The sequence below is a fragment of the Marmoricola endophyticus genome (assembly GCF_014644415.1).
Classification (GTDB): Bacteria; Actinomycetota; Actinomycetes; order Propionibacteriales; family Nocardioidaceae; genus Marmoricola; species Marmoricola endophyticus.
Genome location: NZ_BMKQ01000001.1, coordinates 313097 through 329500, shown reverse-complemented (window position 1 = coordinate 329500; position 16404 = coordinate 313097). Strand labels below are relative to the sequence as shown.

Genomic DNA, 16404 nt, shown 5'->3' with positions numbered 1-16404 from the left:
GAGTGTACGGCGGCGGGCCGGCACGTGCCGCGAGGGTGCGGGTATCTCAGCCCCGCGCTGCCGCCAGCCCCTGGGGAAGGCCTCGCTCGGACGGCACGAACAGGAAGTTGTTGACGTAGTCCTCGCTCTTCGGCGCACCGACGGGCTTCGCCGCGCCCGCGTCCTGGTGCTCGGCGAGGCTGAAGTCGGCGACCGGCCGCAGCCGGCCTCGGTGCCAGAACCACCCGTCGTAGCCGTGGCCGGCGAGGAGAGCGAGCACGGCATCGACTCCGCCTGCGTTGTGCCGCTCCTCGCTCTCCAGGATCACCGACGGTCGCGTCGCGCGCAGCGTCTGCTCGGCACCGTGCAGCACCGTGAGCTCGTGCCCCTCGACGTCGATCTTCATGGCGGCGAGCCTCGTGATCCCGAGGTCGTCGACGCGCGTCGTCCGCACGGTGATCCGGCGCTGGTCGAAGCCGGGGTTCGCCGACTCCTGCAGCGACCCGCGGAAGTCCAGGTCGCGACCGTTGCTGGTCGGGATCCACATCGTCGTCTCCCCCGCCGAGTCCGACAGTGCGCACTCGCGCACGTCGACCGCCCGCCCGAAGGTCTCACGCAGTCCGGCCGCGAGGTCCGGGTTGGCCTCCACCGCGACGACCCGGGGGAAGTGCGGCACCGCCGTGAGCGCGTAGTAGCCGCGGTTCGCGCCGACGTCGAGGAACGCGCCACGACCGTCCGCGAGCCGGCTGACCAGACCGAGCTCGGGCTCGACCGGTGCCACCTTCTGCTCCACCACCGCGCGGAGCTCGCGGTAGCCCGCCCTGGCCTCGAGAGCGCGTCGTCGCCAGCGAGTTCTCACACCCATCTCGCCGATCATGCCGGGCACGGACGACAAGTGCGAACGAGACCGGGAGGGGCTCTCGCCGAGCGGACCAAAACCCACGCGTCTCTTCTGATTTGTACCTAAAGTTCTGTTTGCCCGATCCCGGTCTCAGGAAGAACGCCATGGACGCCCTCGACCTCGCCCCCCACGACTGGCGGCACCCTCGCCCCCTCCGCCGCCCCCGCGTGATCCTCAGGAAGACCCCGGCGAGCGCGAGCCCGACCCCCACCTCCCCTGCGCCTTCGCCGACACCGCCCCCCGCGGCGACCAGGGAGTCCTCGCTGCACCTGCTCCGCAGGTTCACCCACGGCATCACACCGGACCTGCTCGCCCACGCCACGGCGGCGGGCGGAGCCCGAAGCTGGTTCACCGCTCAGCTCGCACCGTCGACGGTCCCCGACCCGGTCGGCGACGAGATCGACGGCTGGTTCGCGTTCCTGCAGCGGACGCCCGAGGAGCTCTACACCCGCAGCCGGAACGACACCGAGGGCGTCTGGGCCGTGATGTGGGACCTCGCCCGCTGGACGGTGTGCCGACGCCTGTCGAGCGCTCGGCAGCTGCAGGAGATGATGGTGGACTTCTGGTCCAACCACCTCAACGTCCCGGTCGGCAACGACGACGCGGCCTACGCGCGCGTCGACTACGACAAGGTGATCCGGGCCAATGCCCTCGGCACCTTCGAGCACCTCCTGCAGGCGGCCGTCGTCCACCCCGCGATGGGCATCAACCTCAACAACAACGTCTCGACCAAGAAGGCGCCCAACGAGAACCTCGGGCGAGAGCTCCTCGAGCTGCACACCGTCGGCGTCGACGGCGGCTACACCGAGGCCGACGTCAAGGCCTCCGCACGCATCCTGACCGGCTACCGGGTGGACCTGTGGCCGGCGTACAAGGCGTGGTACGACACCAGCCGGCACGCCACCGGCACGGTCTCGGTGATGGGCTTCAGCAGCCCGAACACCTCCGCCGACGGCCGGGCCGTGACCCTGAGCTACCTCTCCTACCTGGCCAAGCACCCCAAGACCGCGCGGCACATCGCCCGCAAGCTGTGCGTGAAGTTCGTCAACGACGCCCCCTCGGACTCGCTGGTCACCGCGGTCGCGAACGCGTACACGAGCAGCGGCACCTCGATCCCGGCCACGCTGCTCGCGATGATCGACCACCCCGAGTTCTCCTCCTCGGTCCGCGCGAAGCTGCGCAACCCGATGGAGGACTGGATCGCCACCGTGCGAGCGCTCGGGATCGTGGTCGAGCGGCCGACCACGTCCAGCTCGTTCGTCAACGCCATGCACTGGCAGTACGTCGGCCTCGGCGCCGCGCCGTACGCCTGGTCCGCGCCGAACGGCTACCCGAACGAGGGTGCCGCCTGGGCCAGCGCCGGGCGGATGCTGAACAGCTTCAACCTCCACCGCACGATGGCGGCCCACTACTGGCCCAAGGACGACGCGACGCTCCCCGATCTGCACACCTACCTGCCCGCCTTGCCGGCGACGCTGCAGCAGGTGCTGGACACGGTCGGCACCAGGCTCCTCGGCGAGACGCCCGGCTCCGTCGTCAGCGCCAGCGTCGCCGCGCTGCTCGGCTGGCCACTGAGCAAGCGGGTCACGGCCAGGGAGCTCAACTACTACTGGCCGATCATCGCGATCGCCTGCACGTTGCTCGACTCCCCGCTGCACCTCTACCGCTGATCCGTCACCCCGCACCTCCACCCCCTCGAGGACCACACCATGGACGCCACCACCACCGCCGACCCGTGCGGGTGCCCCGACTACGGCCTCAGCCGCCGCCGGCTGCTCGGCGCCGCCGCGGCGACCACCGGTCTCCTCGCTGCCGGCCAGATGTTCGGCGACGCCTTCCGCCAGGTGGCGTACGGTGCCCCGGCCGGCGGCAACGTGGTCGTCGTGCTCAGCATGCGCGGTGGCGCCGACGGCCTGTCCATGGTGGTGCCGAGCACCGCGGCCGACCAGGCCGTCCTCGCCAAGGCGCGCCCGGACATCTACCTCCCCGCCTCCAGCCTGATCGCCGGCGACGCGCGCTTCGGCCTGCACCCGGCCTTCGCGCCGCTGCAGGACATGTGGAACGTGTCGAAGAACTTCGCGGCGGTCCACGCCGTCGGCCTGCCGGCCCCCAACCGCAGCCACTTCGAGGCCATGAACGTCATCGAGGACGCCGGAGTCGGGGGATCCGCACGGTCGGGGTGGATCAACCGCACCGTCGGACTGGGCACGTCCTACCCCGAGCAGGCCGTGCAGATGGGGTCCGTCCTGCTGCCCGAGTCGCTGGTCGGCGCGGCACCGGCGCTCGGCGCCACCCAGGTCTCGGACGTACGCATCCTGCCCTTCGACCCGAACACCTCCCCCACGCGTCGCAGCGCGGTCTCCCGCATGTGGGAGACCGACACGGGGCCCGGTGGTGCTGCTGTTCGCTCGGCGGTGGCCACCACGCAGGTGCTGGACCCGCTGGCCACCGCGGCGTCGGCCAGCGACTCCGCGAACCCGGTGCACAAGCCGGCGTACCCGGCCGGACCGCTGCAGTCGGTGCTGGCCAACACCTCGGCGCTGATCCGCGCGGACGTGGGCGCGAAGTTCGTCACCGTCGACTACGGCAACTGGGACATGCACCAGAACCTCGGTCGAACCGGCTCGGGCTGGATGTTCGACCAGGTGACCCACCTGGCCGCGTCGCTCAAGGCGTTCTTCGACGATCTCGGCCCGGCCGCGTCCCGGGTCACCCTCGTCACGCTCAGCGAGTTCGGACGTCGCGTGGCCCAGAACGGCTCCGGCGGCGTCGACCACGGCTGGGGAAACGCGATGCTGCTGCTCGGCGCGGGCGTCAAGGGTGGTCAGGTCTACGGCGGCTGGAAGGGCCTGGACCAGCTCACCGACGGTGACGTCACCGTCCAGACGAACTTCCAGAGCGTGCTGTGGGAGGTCGTGTCCCGGCGGTTCCCCGCTCTCAGCGGAGCCCGCTCGACGCTGCTCCCCGACGCCTCGACGACGCCCCTCGGAGTCGTCGCCTGAGCCGGGCCGCGACCGCTCAACCGAGCTTGGTGTGGTCCCAGGAGGCGACGTGCTCGGCGATCACGCGGACGACGACGCGCTTGCGCGCCTGCTGGTCGACCACGGCCTGCGCCAGCTCCCGCTCCTCACCGTCCAACGGCGCACCGTGCATCGCCTCGGCGACCAGCAGGCCGACACGGCGGACCGCGTCGTACTCCTCGACCAGCTCGACGTGGCCGCTGATGCTCACGCCGCGGAGCTCGTCGTACGCGGTGCCGTCCTCCACCAGCGCGGAGACCCGCGGGTCGCGGCGCAGGTTGACCACCTTCTGCGAGCGGCCGTACGTCCAGAAGCTGACCACCCCGTCGTCCGCCACGTAGAACAGCGTGCTCAGGTGCGGGGCGCCGTCCCCGCCGACGGTGGCCACCTGCACCTTCAGGTGGTCGGCGAGGAAGCCCGCCACCTCCGCCTGCGTCATCGCGACCCGGTCGCGCGCGCCGGCCACGTCAGGACCCGTCGCTCGAGTGACCGGGGAACACGTGCGCCGCGGGGTCGATCAGCGTCGCGGCGTTGTTGACCGCCGTGGCGACCTCGCCGAAGCCGACCGCGATCAGCCGCACCTTGCCGTCGTACTCCGTGATGTCGCCGGCGGCGAAGACCCGCGGCAGGTTGGTGCGCATCGAGGAGTCGACCCGGATGTGGCGGTGGTCCAGGTCCAGCCCCCACGCCTCCATGGGACCGAGGTCCGCGACGAAGCCCAGGGCAGCGACGACGGCCTGTGCGGGCCGGGTCAGCACGTCTCCCGCCTTCGTCGTGATCTCGACCTCCTCGACGACCGCGTCGCCTCGCAGCGCGGTGACCTCGGCGTTGGTGACGACCTCGGTGTCCGAGGCGAGTACTGCGTCGACCGTCGCCTGGTGCGCGCGGAACCGGTCGCGACGGTGCACCACTGTGATCGTGCGCGCGATCCCGTCCAGCCCGGCCGCCCAGTCGAAGGCCGAGTCACCGCCACCGACGATCACCACGTCGCGGTCGGCGTACTCGGTGAACGACGGGACGAAGAACACCAGCCCTCGCCCCTCCCAGCCGTCCCCCGAGGGCAGCGGGCGGGCGGTGAACTTGCCGATGCCCGCGGTGATCACCATCGCCTTCGCGCGCACGACCGAGCCGTCGTCCATGGTCATGACCAGGCCGCCGTCGTCGCCGTCGTCGATCTCCAGACCGGTCGCCGTCCGGTCCAGGAGGTACGTCGGTCTCGCGGGCGCCGCCTGCCGGACCAGCTGCTCGACCAGCTCGCGGCCCTTGACCGTCGGGAACCCGGCGACGTCGAGGATGGCCTTCTCCGGGTAGAGCGCGGAGACCTGGCCGCCGAGCTCGGGCAGCGAGTCGACCACGGCGACCGACCAGCCGCGGAACCCGGCGTAGTAGGCGCCGTACAGCCCCGACGGTCCGGCGCCGACGATCAGCACGTCAACCTCGACCTCCCGGGCCGTGGACTCCGGCATCGCCAGCGGGGGTGCGTGGGTCGTCATCGCAGGGTGTGCTCCTGGTCACGGTGGACGGTGGCCCGAACCTACCTCCCGCCGTCCGGTTGCGGTGCGCACCCGCCCCGGTCCACAGCGGACTCCCTGCTCAGGCCTCGGTGGAGGCCTCCTGCTCGGCGCGGTCACGGTGCCGGCTCACCGCCAGGCTCAGCACGGTGGTGACCGCCAGCGTGCCGATGATGACCACCAGCGAGAGCCAGGTGGGGATGTCCGGCGCCCACTCGATGTGCTCGCCACCGTTGAGGAAGGGCAGCTCGTTCTCGTGCATCGCGTGCAGCACCAGCTTCACGCCGATGAAGGCGAGCAGGACGGCGAGCCCGTACGAGAGGTAGATCAGCCGCTCGAGCAGCCCTCCGATGAGGAAGTAGAGCTGGCGCAGCCCCATCAGCGCGAAGATGTTCGCGGTGAGGACGAGGTACGGCTCCTGGGTGAGGCCGTAGATCGCCGGGATGGAGTCCAGCGCGAACAGCAGGTCGGTCGTGCCGAGCGTGAGGATCACCAGGAACATCGGGGTCACCACCCGCTTGCCGTTCTCCCGGCTGAGGATCTTGTTGCTGTTCCACTCCTCGGTGACCGGGAGGTGCTTCGAGGCGAAGCGCACCAGGCGGTTCTCCTCGAAGTCGTCCTCCTCGTCGTCACCCGCGTCCTTGGCCAGCTTCAGCGCCGTGAACAGCAAGAACACGCCGAAGATGTAGAAGACCCAGCTGAACTCGTTGATCGCGGCGGCCCCGACGAAGATGAAGATCGCCCGCATCAGCAGCGCGAGCACGATGCCGACCATCAGCGCGGTCTGCTGGTACTCCTTCGGGACCTTGAAGTTCGCCAGGATGATGATGAACACGAACAGGTTGTCCACCGAGAGGGAGTACTCGGTGAGCCAGCCCGCGAAGAACTCCGTGCCGTACCCGCCCCCAGCGAGCGCGGCGACGCCGACGCCGAAGACGACGGCCAGACCGACGTACACCGCCAGCGCGACCGCGCACTCCCGCATCGACGGCTCGTGGGGTCGCCGGGCGATGACGAGGATGTCGAAGAGGAGGATCGCGACGGTGACCCCGATCGTGACCCACCAGACCCAGGGGGCGATGTCCATGTGCTGACCTCCGGACGGCGTGACGCTGCTCCGGAGGTCTCTTCCACCCGAGCGAGGCGCCGGGTCGACGGCCCCGGGCCCGGATCGCCGGACCGTGATGACGAGATCGCCGCGAAGGAATACTCCCCTCCTACGACCCGGATCCTGTCACACCTGCGCGGCTGCTCCCGCCGACGCACGCGGGCGCAGGCTGGTAGGACTCCCCGGCCGTCGCTTGTATCGTCCGTGGGGACCGATTGAGAAGTCCCGGACCCAGGAGAACCCATGCGTGCACCACTGACCCTCGCCGCCCTCGCCATCGTGGCGACCTCCGCGCTCAGCGCGTGCGGGTCCGACGGGGGCTCCGAGGCCTCCGGTGGCGACAAGGACTCCTACTGCGCCGATCTCAAGAAGGACGCCTCGACCTTCTCCGACCTGGGCGGCGACAACGACATCCAGTCCGTCATCGACAGCTTCCACAAGCTCGCCGACGAGGCACCCGACGAGGTCAACGCAGACTGGAAGGTCCTCGACGGTGCGTTCGTGAAGCTCGAGAGCAGCCTGAAGTCGGCGGGGATCACCGTCGAGCAGTTCGACAAGGTGCGCAGCTCCGGGGGCAAGAACCTCCCCGACGGCGTCGACCCCGCGAAGCTGCAGAAGGTCACCTCCGAGCTGCAGAGCGTGGACAGCACCAAGCTGCAGACGGCGAGCGACAACATCGAGAAGCACGCGAAGTCGGCGTGCAAGGTCGACCTCTCCCCGAGCTGACCCGAGCCGGCCGGGCTCAGGCGCGTGGTACGACCACGCCGAGCCCGGCCAGGAACCGGTCGACCTCGTCCGCGTCGTACCCCTCGCCCAGGCGGACCGTCGTGACCCCGGACGTCGTGACGCCCGACGTCGGCCGGTCGGCCAGGGCCGCCTCGCGCACGGCGTCCAGCAGGTCGTCGACGGTGCGCATCGAGTAGCGGCGGCCGCGGCGCATGGGCGTGAACTGCGCTGTGCCGACGTACGCCGCCAGCCGCTCGCCCGCGTGCGTCGCGCCGGCGGCGTCGTCGGTCGACCGGGCTCTCGCCCCGGCGATCTCGGCGGTCTCGCCGGCGGCGACCTCCTCGAGCAGCGTGTCGACGGCGCCCATGTCGTAGCCGGGGCTCAGCCGCACCGGGGTGAACCGCACCGCCTCGGCCATCGCGGCGACCGGGCGACCGCCGTCGAGCGCGGCCACGAGCTCGGCGAGGAAGTCGTCGACCTCGCTCATCCGGTACCCCTCGCGCCACCGCACCTGCGGGAAGACCGCGGCACGGACCCGCTGCGCCAGCTCCTCGCCCGAGGTCATCGCCGGACCTCACCCACCGCGAGCCGCACGTCGACGCTCACTTGGTGGCCTCCAGCATCTGGCGCAGCTCCTTCTTCAGGTCCGACACCTCGTCGCGCAGCCGGGCGGCGACCTCGAACTGGAGCTCGGCGGCCGCCGTGTGCATCTGCTCGGTGAGCTGCTGGACCAGCTCGGCGAGGTCCGAGGAGGGCAGGCCGGCGAGATCCGGCATCGCCTCCCGGTCCTTCTGCTCCTGGGTCTTGTCCAGCGTCCGCAGCCCCGGGGTCGGCGCCTTCTTCTGCTTGTTGCCGCGGGCACCGGTGCCGTCCCAGGTCGCGAGGAGCTCCTGGGTGGTCTCGTCCTCGCGGGCCAGCATCTCGGTGATGTCCGCGATCTTCTTGCGCAACGGCTGCGGGTCGACGCCGTGCGCCTTGTTGTAGGCGATCTGCTTCTCGCGGCGCCGGTTGGTCTCGTCGATCGCCGCCTCCATCGACGGCGTGATCTTGTCGGCGTACATGTGGACCTCGCCGGACACGTTGCGCGCCGCGCGCCCGATGGTCTGGATCAGCGACTTGTCGGAGCGCAGGAACCCCTCCTTGTCGGCGTCGAGGATCGCCACCAGGGACACCTCGGGCAGGTCGAGGCCCTCACGGAGCAGGTTGATCCCGACGAGGACGTCGTACTCGCCCAGGCGCAGGTCGCGCAGCAGCTCGATCCGCTTGAGGGTGTCGACCTCGGAGTGCAGGTAGCGGGTCCGGACGCCGGCCTCGAGGAGGTAGTCGGTGAGGTCCTCTGACATCTTCTTGGTGAGCGTGGTGACCAGGACGCGCTCGTTCTTGTCCGTACGGGCACGGATCTCGCCGATCAGGTCGTCGATCTGGCCCTTGGTGGGACGCACCACCACCTGGGGGTCGACCAGGCCGGTCGGGCGGATGATCTGCTCGACGACGTCCGGCTCCCCGTGCTCGTCGGTCGGGACCCGGGACAGCTCGTAGTTGCCGGGGGTCGCGGAGAGGTAGATGGTCTGGCCGATCCGGTCGACGAACTCCTCCCACCGCAGCGGCCGGTTGTCCATCGCGCTGGGCAGCCGGAAGCCGTGGTCGACCAGGTTGCGCTTGCGCGACATGTCGCCCTCGTACATCCCACCGATCTGCGGGACCGCGACGTGCGACTCGTCGACGACGAGCACGAAGTCCTCGGGGAAGTAGTCGAGCAGGGTGTTGGGCGCCGAGCCCCGGGTCCGGCCGTCCATGTGCATCGAGTAGTTCTCGATGCCCGAGCAGGAGCCGACCTGCCGCATCATCTCGATGTCGTATGACGTGCGCATCTGCAGGCGCTGCGCCTCCAGCAGCTGGCCGTTCTTCTGGAAGTAGGCCGTCTGCTCGGCGAGCTCCTCCTCGATGCCCTTGATCGCGCGCTCCATGCGCTCGGGGCCGGCGACGTAGTGCGTCGCGGGGAAGACGTAGAGCTCCTGGTCGTCGCTGAGCACCTCGCCGGTGACCGGGTGCAGGGCCATCAGCCGCTCGACCTCGTCGCCGAAGAACTCCACGCGCACGGCGTGCTCCTCGTAGACCGGGAAGATCTCCAGGGTGTCGCCCCGCACCCGGAAGGTGCCGCGGGTGAACGACATGTCGTTGCGGGTGTACTGGATCTCGACGAGGCGTCGCAGGATCTGGTCGCGGTCGAGCTCGTCGCCGACCTTGAGCCGCAGCATCCGGTCGACGTACTCCTGCGGGGTGCCCAGGCCGTAGATGCACGACACCGTCGAGACCACGATCACGTCGCGCCGGGTGAGCAGCGAGTTCGTCGCCGAGTGCCGCAGCCGCTCGACCTCCTCGTTGATCGAGGAGTCCTTCTCGATGTAGGTGTCGGTCTGCGGGACGTACGCCTCGGGCTGGTAGTAGTCGTAGTAGCTGACGAAGTACTCCACCGCGTTGTCGGGGAAGAGCTGGCGCAGCTCGTTGGCGAACTGCGCGGCCAGCGTCTTGTTGGGCTGCATGACCAGGATCGGGCGCTGCAGCTTCTCCGCCACCCACGCGACCGTCGCGGTCTTGCCGGTGCCGGTCGCACCGAGCAGGACGACGTCCTTCTCCCCGGCCCCGATCCGCTCGGCGATGTCGGCGATTGCGGTCGGCTGGTCGCCGGAGGGCTGGAACTCGGACTGCACGTCGAAGGGCGCGACACGGCGCTCGAGATCGGTCACTGGCCTCATGGGACGAGGCTACGGCTCGGCTCCGACAACTCCCCCACCCCGAGGCCCGACGCCGTCGCACGACAGCACCGCACCAAGGCCCTGTCAGCGGTGGTTGGATGGCGTCGTGGCTCGACAGGCTCCCCTGATCAACCTCGCGCACCCGGTCGTCCGCGTGGTGCGCCGGGTGCTGGCCGTGCTGTTCGGCGTGCCGACGGCCCTGGCCCTCGTCCTCACCGCCGTCGACTCCTACCGGCGCCGTGGGAAGAAGCCGCAGCCGTTCCCCCGCACCCCGCCCCAGCAGGTGACGATCGGCGAGGGCACGGTGACGACGTACACCTACGGCCGCGACCTGTACGACGCCATGCTCGCCGCCATCGACGGTGCGCAGCACCAGGTGCTGCTGGAGACCTACATCTGGAAGGGCGACCAGGTCGGCGAGGAGTTCAAGGAGGCGCTGGTCCGCGCCGCCGACCGGGGCGTCGAGGTGTACGCGATCTGGGACGCGTTCGCGAACCTCGTCGTCTCGCCGCGCTTCCAGCGGTTCCCGCTGCCGGTGCGCGTGCTCGCGTACCCGGTCTACAACGCCGGCTGGCGCTTCTTCGACATCCGCCGCTACGGGCGCGACCACCGCAAGCTCCTGGTGGTCGACGACGACACCGGCTTCGTCGGCGGCTACAACATCGGCTCGGCGTACGCGACCCAGTGGCGCGACACCCACGTACGCATCACCGGGCCGGGGGTGCGCGACCTCAAGCGCGCCTTCGCCGACTTCTGGAACACCCAGCGTCACGTGCACCGCTCGGGCCGCCTGCGCTGGCACGACCGCGGCCCCGGGGAGACCCGAGGCAGCGGCGACCGCGTCGAGACGACCCCGCGACCGCTGGACCACGACAGCGACGACTGGGAGTCGCGGATCCGCGTGCAGCGGAACCTGCCCCGGCAGTGGACGTTCCCGATCCGGTCGATGTACCTCGACGCCATCGACCGCGCACGGACCAACGTCTGGATGACCCACGCGTACTTCATCCCCGACGAGAACTTCGTCGAGGCGCTGGTCTCCGCGGCCCACCGCGGCGTCGACGTGCAGGTGCTGCTGCCGAAGGTCTCCAACCACGTCGTCGCCGACTGGATCGGCCGCGGCTACTTCAACCAGCTGCTCGGTGCCGGGGTGCGGATCTGGCGGTTCACCGGCGCGATGGTGCACGCCAAGACGGCGACCATCGACGGCGCCTGGGCGACGGTCGGCACCGCCAACATCGACCGCCTCTCGATGACGGGGAACTACGAGATCAACCTCGAGTTCATCGACCGCGACCAGGCCGCCACGATGGAGGAGATCTTCCGCACCGACGTGACCAACTCGGAGGAGCTGACCCTGGAGACCTGGCAGCGACGGCGGTGGCAGTCGCGCGCCACGGAGCTGGCGCTCACCCCGCTGCGCCCGTTCCTCTGAACGCCGCCGGCCGACGCGGCAACCTGTGAGCGACGTGCCCGCGCGCTGATTCTTTGCTGAGGAGTGCGCCGCAGCGGCGCGACCGGCGTGGGTCCCTACCCCGCGTCTGGTGAGATGGGCAGCATGAGCGCCGAGGACGAAGCAGCGGTCGCCGACGCGTCGGCGACCCTCGAGCGGGCCCTGATCGAGGTCAAGAAGGTCGTCGTCGGCCAGGACCGGCTCGTCGAGCGGATGCTCCTCGGCCTGCTCGCCCGCGGGCACCTGCTGCTCGAGGGCGTCCCCGGCGTGGCCAAGACGCTGGCCGTACGCACCCTCGCCGACGTCGCCGGGGGCAGCTTCGCCCGCCTGCAGTTCACCCCCGACCTGATGCCCAGCGACATCACGGGCACGCGCGTCTGGCGCGCCGCGCAGGAGACGTTCGACGTCGAGCTCGGCCCCGTCTTCGCCAACCTCGTCCTGGCCGACGAGATCAACCGTGCCCCGGCGAAGGTGCAGTCCGCGCTCCTGGAGGCGATGGCCGAGCACCAGGTCTCGATCGCGGGCCGCAGCCACCGGCTGCCCGAGCCGTTCCTCGTGCTCGCGACCCAGAACCCAGTCGAGTCCGAGGGCGTCTACCGACTCCCTGAGGCGCAGCGCGACCGCTTCCTGATGAAGGTCGACGTGCCCTACCCGACCGGCCAGGAGGAGTTCGAGATCCTGCACCGGATGTCGGTCGACCCGCCCCGGGCGGAGCAGGTCCTGACGCCGGCCGACGTCGTACGCCTGCAGCGCGTCGCGGACGGGATCTTCGTCCACCACTCGGTGATGTCCTACCTCGTCAGCCTCACCGTCGCGACCCGCGACCCGTCCTTCTTCGGGCTCTCCCACCTCGGCGACGTCGTCGAGCTCGGGGTGAGCCCCCGTGCCTCGCTCGGGATGCTGGCGGCCGCCCGCGCGCTGGCCCTGCTGCGCGGACGGTCGTACGTGCTGGCCGGGGACGTCGCCGACGTCGCCTCGGACGTGATGAGCCACCGGCTGCTGCTGTCGTTCGACGCGGTCGCCGACGGCACCGACCCGCGCGACGTCGTCCGCCAGGTGATCGAGCAGATCCCACGCCCCAGCGTCGCCACGCGCGAGGACCCCGACGCGGCGCGTACGGCATGACGGGTCCCGCGCTCCCCTCGCTCGACGCCGCCTCGCGGCGCACGACCCCGCACCAGGTGTTCGAAGGTCTCGACCTGGCGGTACGACGACGTCTGCCCGGTCGCCTGCAGGGCGACCGGCGTGGGCTGCGCCTCGGTCCGGGCACCGAGCCGGAGGAGGTCGTCCGCTACCGGCCTGGCGAGGACGACGTCCGCAGGATCGACTGGAACGTCACCGCCCGCGCCGGCGAACCCCACGTCTGGCGCCCGCTGGCCGAGCACGAGCTGGAGTCGTGGGTGCTGCTCGACGACTCGGCGTCGATGGCGTTCGGGACGGTGGACCTCGAGAAGCGCGACCTGGCCGCCGGCGCCGCCGCCGCGGTCGGGCTGATCACCCAGGGGCCCGGCAACCGGGTCGGGGTCGGGACGCTGACCGGGGACGGGCTGCGCTGGTCCGCTCCGCTCCCCTCGCGCGCGGCCGCCCAGCGCGCCCTGCGCGACCGCCCGGTCGGCGGAGCCGCCTCCGGACCGACCGACCTCGCCGGCGCGCTCACCGCGCTCGGCGCGCGCTACCGACGGCCCGGGCTGCGCGTCGTGGTCACCGACGCCGTGGAGCCCGACGGCCGGACCGAGCGGCCCTTCTCCTGGGAGCGGCCGCTGCGCCGGCTCGCGGTCGCCCACGAGACCATCGTCGTCGAGGTGGTCGACCCGCGTGAGCTCGCGCTGCCCGACATCGGCGTCGTCACCTTCGAGGACCCCGAGACCGGGCGACGCCGCGAGGTCTCGACCTCGGACCACCGGCTGCGGACGTCGTACGCCGAGACCGCGGCAGCGCACCGCGCCGCCGTCGCCGAGGCGGTCCGCTGGGCGCGGGCCGGACACGTCGTCCTGCGCACCGACCGGGACTGGGTGCGCGACCTCGCCCGGCACGTGCTCGGACGGCGCACCGACCGGCACGCGTCGTCGTACGGTGCGCCACGACCGCAGGGGGTCACCGCATGAGCCTGGCCAGCCCCGTGTGGCTGTGGCTGCTGGTGCCCGTGGCGGTCCTGGCGGCGCTCTACCTGCTGTCACTGAAGCGACGCAGCGCGTACGCCGTGCGCTTCGCGACCCTCCCGATGCTGGAGCGGCTCGTCCCCAGGCGCGCCGCCTGGCGACGCCACCTCCCGGCCGCGCTGCTGCTGGTCGCCTTCGCCGCACTGTCCGTGGCGGCCGCGCGACCGCAGGCCGACGTACGCGTGCCGCGGGAGCGCGCCACGGTGATGGTCGCCATCGACGTCTCGCTGTCGATGAAGGCCACCGACGTCTCCCCGAGCCGCCTGAGCGCCGCACGCGACGCCGCCAAGCGGTTCATCGACCAGCTCCCCGACACCTTCAACGTGGGCGTGGTCGAGTTCGCCGGCACGGCGACCGTCCTGGCCCCGCCCCGCCCGGACAAGGACGCCGCCCTGGACGCCGTCGGCGCGCTGCAGCTGCAGGAGGGCACCGCGATCGGCGAGGGCGTCTACAGCTCGCTGGACCAGATCACCGCCCTCCAGCGGCGTGAGGGGGCCAAGGTGCCCGGGCGGATCGTGCTGCTCAGCGACGGCACCACCACCATGGGCCGCGCGAACGCCGGCGCCGCGCAGCAGGCGGCCGAGGACGACGTCCCCGTGTCGACCATCGCGTACGGCACCCAGAACGGCGTCGTCGACGTCGAGGGCCAGCAGGTCCCGGTCCCGGTCGACCCACCGTCGCTGGCCCAGCTCGCGCAGGCCACGGACGGCACGGCGTACACCGCCGACACCGCCTCGCGGCTGGACCAGGTCTACGACGACATCGGCGACTCGATCGGCTACCGCACCGCCGAGCGCGACGTCACGCCGTGGTTCGTCGCCGCGGGGCTGCTGCTGGCCATGGTCGCCGCTGGGCTGTCCCTGCGCTGGTTCGCCCGCTTCCCGTAGGCGGTCCTGCGCTCACCGCGGGCGCCTGCGTCACCAGGTCTCGACGCGCTCCTCGCTGGCGCTCGTCGCTGCTCGACCACCGATGCCCGGCTCGGTGGTCGAGCCCGACCGAGCGCCAGCGAGGCGGTGTCCTGAGCCTGTCGAAGGGGAGGACGACGAGACCACTCCGGAGGCGCCTCTCAGGGCTGGGCGACGTCGATCTCCCCGTCGGCGTACCACCGCCGGATGACCTTCTTGTCGAACTTGCCCACCGAGGTGCGCGGGACCTCGTCGATGAACGCCCAGGCGTCGGGCAGCTGCCACTTGGCGAAGTCCTTGGCGAGGAACTCCCGCAGCTCCTCGGCGGTCACCGACTGCCCGTCGCGTACGACGACCGAGGCGAGCGGCCGCTCGTCCCACTTCTCGTCGGGGATGCCGACCACCGCGGCCTCGAGGACCGCCTCGTGCCCCATGAGCGCGTTCTCGAGGTCGACGGAGGAGATCCACTCCCCACCGGACTTGATGACGTCCTTCGAGCGGTCGGTGAGGGTGATGTAGCCGCGCTCGTCGATCATGCCGACGTCCCCGGTACGCAGCCAGCCGTCGTGGAACTTCTCCGCCGACTCCGGGTCGTCGGAGCGGTAGTACCCGCCGGTCACCCACGGACCGCGGACCTCCAGCTCGCCGACCGACGCCCCGTCGCTGGGCAGGACCGACCCGTCGTCACCGACGATGCGCCCCTCGACGCCGCAGAACAGCCGGCCCTGGGTGCCGCGGTAGTGCCACACCTCCTCCTCGGAGACGCCGACCGGCGGGATCCCCGTCGAGGCGACCGGGGAGGTCTCGGTCATCCCCCAGGCCTGCCGGATCAGCAGCCCGTGCCGCTCCTGCAGCGCCCTCTGCAGCGAGACGGGCACGGCCGAGCCGCCGCACAGGATCAGCCGCAGGCTGTCCAGGCTAATGTCGTCGTGCTGGTCGAGGTAGCCGAGCACGTCGTTCCACACCGTCGGCACCGCGCCGGAGACGGTCGGGAGCGAGTCGCGGATGAACCGCACCAGCGGCTCGGCCTGCAGCCAGCGGTCGGGCATGCACAGCGAGGCGCCGCTCATCAGCGCGGAGTAGGCCAGGCCCCACGAGTTGGCGTGGAACATCGGCACGATCGGCAGCACCCGGTCCTCGAAGGACAGCGCGGCCGCCGAGCCGGTGTTCACCGCCTGGGAGTGGAGCCAGGCCGAGCGGTGGCTGTAGACCACGCCCTTGGGGTTGCCGGTGGTGCCGGACGTGTAGCACATGGCCGCGGCGTCGCGCTCGTCCAGCTCGGGCCAGTCGAACTCCTCGGGCTGGCCTGCGAGGAGGTCGTCGTACAGGCCGACTTCCGCGGACCCGACGCGCAGCGAGTCCAGGTCGACGTCGGCGGCGTCGGGACCGGCGACGAGGACGTGCCGCACGGTCTCCATCTGCGCCAGGTGCGGGGCGAGCAGCTTGACCAGCGAGTCGTCGACGATGACCACCTGGTCCTCGGCGTGGTTGGCGATGTAGACCAGCTGCTCGGGGAAGAGCCGGATGTTCAGCGTGTGCAGGACGGCACCCATGGACGGCACGGCGAGGTACGCCTCGAGGTGCTCGGCGTTGTTCCACTGGAACGTCGCGACACGCTGGTCGCCGGTGATGCCGAGGGAGCGCAGCCCGTTGGCCAGCTGCCCGACGCGCCGGCCGAGCTCGGCGTACGACCGCCGTCGCGTGCCGTCGGCGGTCGCCGTGACGACCTCGCTGTCGGGATGGACGGCGACCACGTGGCGGCGCACGGCGCCGATGGTGAGCTGCTCGTCCTGCATGGTGCTGCGCATCCGGACTCCTCTGGTCGTGTGGCGGGCGTCACGATCCTCCCGGACGGGGTACGGCGGCGTCCACCGGTTCGCTCTGGT

Annotated in this window: 14 protein-coding genes; 7 read left to right on the top strand and 7 right to left on the bottom strand. The window is 71.2% G+C overall.

The features are described 5' to 3' along the window. Window positions 1-46 precede the first annotated feature (46 nt). Window positions 47-856 (bottom strand): FkbM family methyltransferase, encoded by an 810-nt coding sequence (locus IEX42_RS01630; protein ID WP_188777647.1) that lies wholly within the window; start codon window positions 854-856, stop codon window positions 47-49. Between the two features lie 128 nt (window positions 857-984). Between IEX42_RS01630 and IEX42_RS01625 the strand changes: the two genes are divergently transcribed. Together IEX42_RS01625 and IEX42_RS01620 are read left to right on the top strand one after the other, a co-directional pair. Continuing rightward, window positions 985-2550 (top strand): DUF1800 domain-containing protein, encoded by a 1566-nt coding sequence (locus tag IEX42_RS01625; protein WP_188777645.1) that lies wholly within the window; start codon window positions 985-987, stop codon window positions 2548-2550. 39 nt (window positions 2551-2589) lie between these two features. Next, entirely contained in the window at window positions 2590-3882 is a 1293-nt protein-coding gene (locus IEX42_RS01620; protein WP_188777643.1) for a DUF1501 domain-containing protein, read from the top strand. Between the two features lie 16 nt (window positions 3883-3898). Here the strand turns inward: IEX42_RS01620 and IEX42_RS01615 are convergent, their stop codons facing one another. The 3 genes from IEX42_RS01615 to IEX42_RS01605 all read right to left on the bottom strand — a co-directional run bounded on the left by IEX42_RS01615 (window position 3899) and on the right by IEX42_RS01605 (window position 6498). After that, the gene (locus IEX42_RS01615) at window positions 3899-4366 is read right to left on the bottom strand and encodes a pyridoxamine 5'-phosphate oxidase family protein (RefSeq protein WP_188777641.1); all 468 of its coding nucleotides are present in this window, start codon (window positions 4364-4366) and stop codon (window positions 3899-3901) included. A 1-nt stretch (window position 4367) separates the two neighbouring features. Continuing rightward, window positions 4368-5393 (bottom strand): NAD(P)/FAD-dependent oxidoreductase, encoded by a 1026-nt coding sequence (locus IEX42_RS01610; RefSeq protein WP_229660502.1) that lies wholly within the window; start codon window positions 5391-5393, stop codon window positions 4368-4370. A 100-nt stretch (window positions 5394-5493) separates the two neighbouring features. Next, the gene (locus IEX42_RS01605; RefSeq protein ID WP_188777639.1) at window positions 5494-6498 is read right to left on the bottom strand and encodes a TerC family protein; all 1005 of its coding nucleotides are present in this window, start codon (window positions 6496-6498) and stop codon (window positions 5494-5496) included. 264 nt (window positions 6499-6762) lie between these two features. On the opposite strand from IEX42_RS01605, the gene IEX42_RS01600 reads away from it, so the two are divergent. Beyond that, window positions 6763-7245 carry a hypothetical protein gene (locus IEX42_RS01600; RefSeq protein ID WP_188777637.1) on the top strand — a complete coding sequence of 161 codons (483 nt, stop codon included), beginning with the start codon at window positions 6763-6765 and terminating at the stop codon, window positions 7243-7245. 16 nt (window positions 7246-7261) lie between these two features. Here the strand turns inward: IEX42_RS01600 and IEX42_RS01595 are convergent, their stop codons facing one another. Next, on the bottom strand, window positions 7262-7810 hold the full coding sequence (locus tag IEX42_RS01595) for a DivIVA domain-containing protein (RefSeq protein WP_188777635.1): 549 nt from the start codon (window positions 7808-7810) through the stop codon (window positions 7262-7264). A 37-nt stretch (window positions 7811-7847) separates the two neighbouring features. Then, a complete protein-coding gene (uvrB, locus tag IEX42_RS01590) occupies window positions 7848-10001 on the bottom strand; it encodes an excinuclease ABC subunit UvrB (protein ID WP_188777633.1) in 2154 nt (717 codons plus the stop codon). 106 nt (window positions 10002-10107) lie between these two features. Here uvrB and IEX42_RS01585 point away from each other — a divergent pair, with 106 nt between their 5' ends. The 4 genes from IEX42_RS01585 to IEX42_RS01570 all read left to right on the top strand — a co-directional run bounded on the left by IEX42_RS01585 (window position 10108) and on the right by IEX42_RS01570 (window position 14500). Further along, entirely contained in the window at window positions 10108-11436 is a 1329-nt protein-coding gene (locus IEX42_RS01585; RefSeq protein ID WP_229660501.1) for a phospholipase D-like domain-containing protein, read from the top strand. Window positions 11437-11559: 123 nt separating this feature from the next. After that, complete coding sequence (locus IEX42_RS01580) at window positions 11560-12579, top strand: AAA family ATPase (protein WP_229660500.1); 1020 nt, start codon at window positions 11560-11562, stop codon at window positions 12577-12579. Next, window positions 12576-13559 carry a DUF58 domain-containing protein gene (locus IEX42_RS01575; RefSeq protein WP_188777627.1) on the top strand — a complete coding sequence of 328 codons (984 nt, stop codon included), beginning with the start codon at window positions 12576-12578 and terminating at the stop codon, window positions 13557-13559. Before IEX42_RS01580 ends, IEX42_RS01575 begins: the two co-directional genes overlap by 4 nt. Next, complete coding sequence (locus IEX42_RS01570) at window positions 13556-14500, top strand: VWA domain-containing protein (protein WP_188777621.1); 945 nt, start codon at window positions 13556-13558, stop codon at window positions 14498-14500. Before IEX42_RS01575 ends, IEX42_RS01570 begins: the two co-directional genes overlap by 4 nt. A gap of 179 nt (window positions 14501-14679) precedes the next feature. On the opposite strand, the gene IEX42_RS01565 is transcribed toward IEX42_RS01570, so the two are convergent. Continuing rightward, window positions 14680-16326: a long-chain fatty acid--CoA ligase gene (locus IEX42_RS01565; protein ID WP_188777619.1), complete on the bottom strand. Its 1647-nt coding sequence runs from the start codon at window positions 16324-16326 to the stop codon at window positions 14680-14682. Window positions 16327-16404 lie beyond the last annotated feature (78 nt).

Coding starts and splice junctions, on each gene's coding strand:
- IEX42_RS01620 (WP_188777643.1), top strand. CDS start 2,590: ATGGACGCCACCACCACCGCCGACCCGTGCGGGTGCCCCGACTACGGC.
- IEX42_RS01580 (WP_229660500.1), top strand. CDS start 11,560: ATGAGCGCCGAGGACGAAGCAGCGGTCGCCGACGCGTCGGCGACCCTC.
- IEX42_RS01565 (WP_188777619.1), bottom strand. CDS start 16,326: ATGCGCAGCACCATGCAGGACGAGCAGCTCACCATCGGCGCCGTGCGC.
- IEX42_RS01575 (WP_188777627.1), top strand. CDS start 12,576: ATGACGGGTCCCGCGCTCCCCTCGCTCGACGCCGCCTCGCGGCGCACG.
- IEX42_RS01605 (WP_188777639.1), bottom strand. CDS start 6,498: ATGGACATCGCCCCCTGGGTCTGGTGGGTCACGATCGGGGTCACCGTC.
- IEX42_RS01610 (WP_229660502.1), bottom strand. CDS start 5,393: ATGACGACCCACGCACCCCCGCTGGCGATGCCGGAGTCCACGGCCCGG.
- IEX42_RS01595 (WP_188777635.1), bottom strand. CDS start 7,810: ATGACCTCGGGCGAGGAGCTGGCGCAGCGGGTCCGTGCCGCGGTCTTC.
- IEX42_RS01630 (WP_188777647.1), bottom strand. CDS start 856: ATGATCGGCGAGATGGGTGTGAGAACTCGCTGGCGACGACGCGCTCTC.
- IEX42_RS01600 (WP_188777637.1), top strand. CDS start 6,763: ATGCGTGCACCACTGACCCTCGCCGCCCTCGCCATCGTGGCGACCTCC.
- IEX42_RS01625 (WP_188777645.1), top strand. CDS start 985: ATGGACGCCCTCGACCTCGCCCCCCACGACTGGCGGCACCCTCGCCCC.
- IEX42_RS01570 (WP_188777621.1), top strand. CDS start 13,556: ATGAGCCTGGCCAGCCCCGTGTGGCTGTGGCTGCTGGTGCCCGTGGCG.
- uvrB (WP_188777633.1), bottom strand. CDS start 10,001: ATGAGGCCAGTGACCGATCTCGAGCGCCGTGTCGCGCCCTTCGACGTG.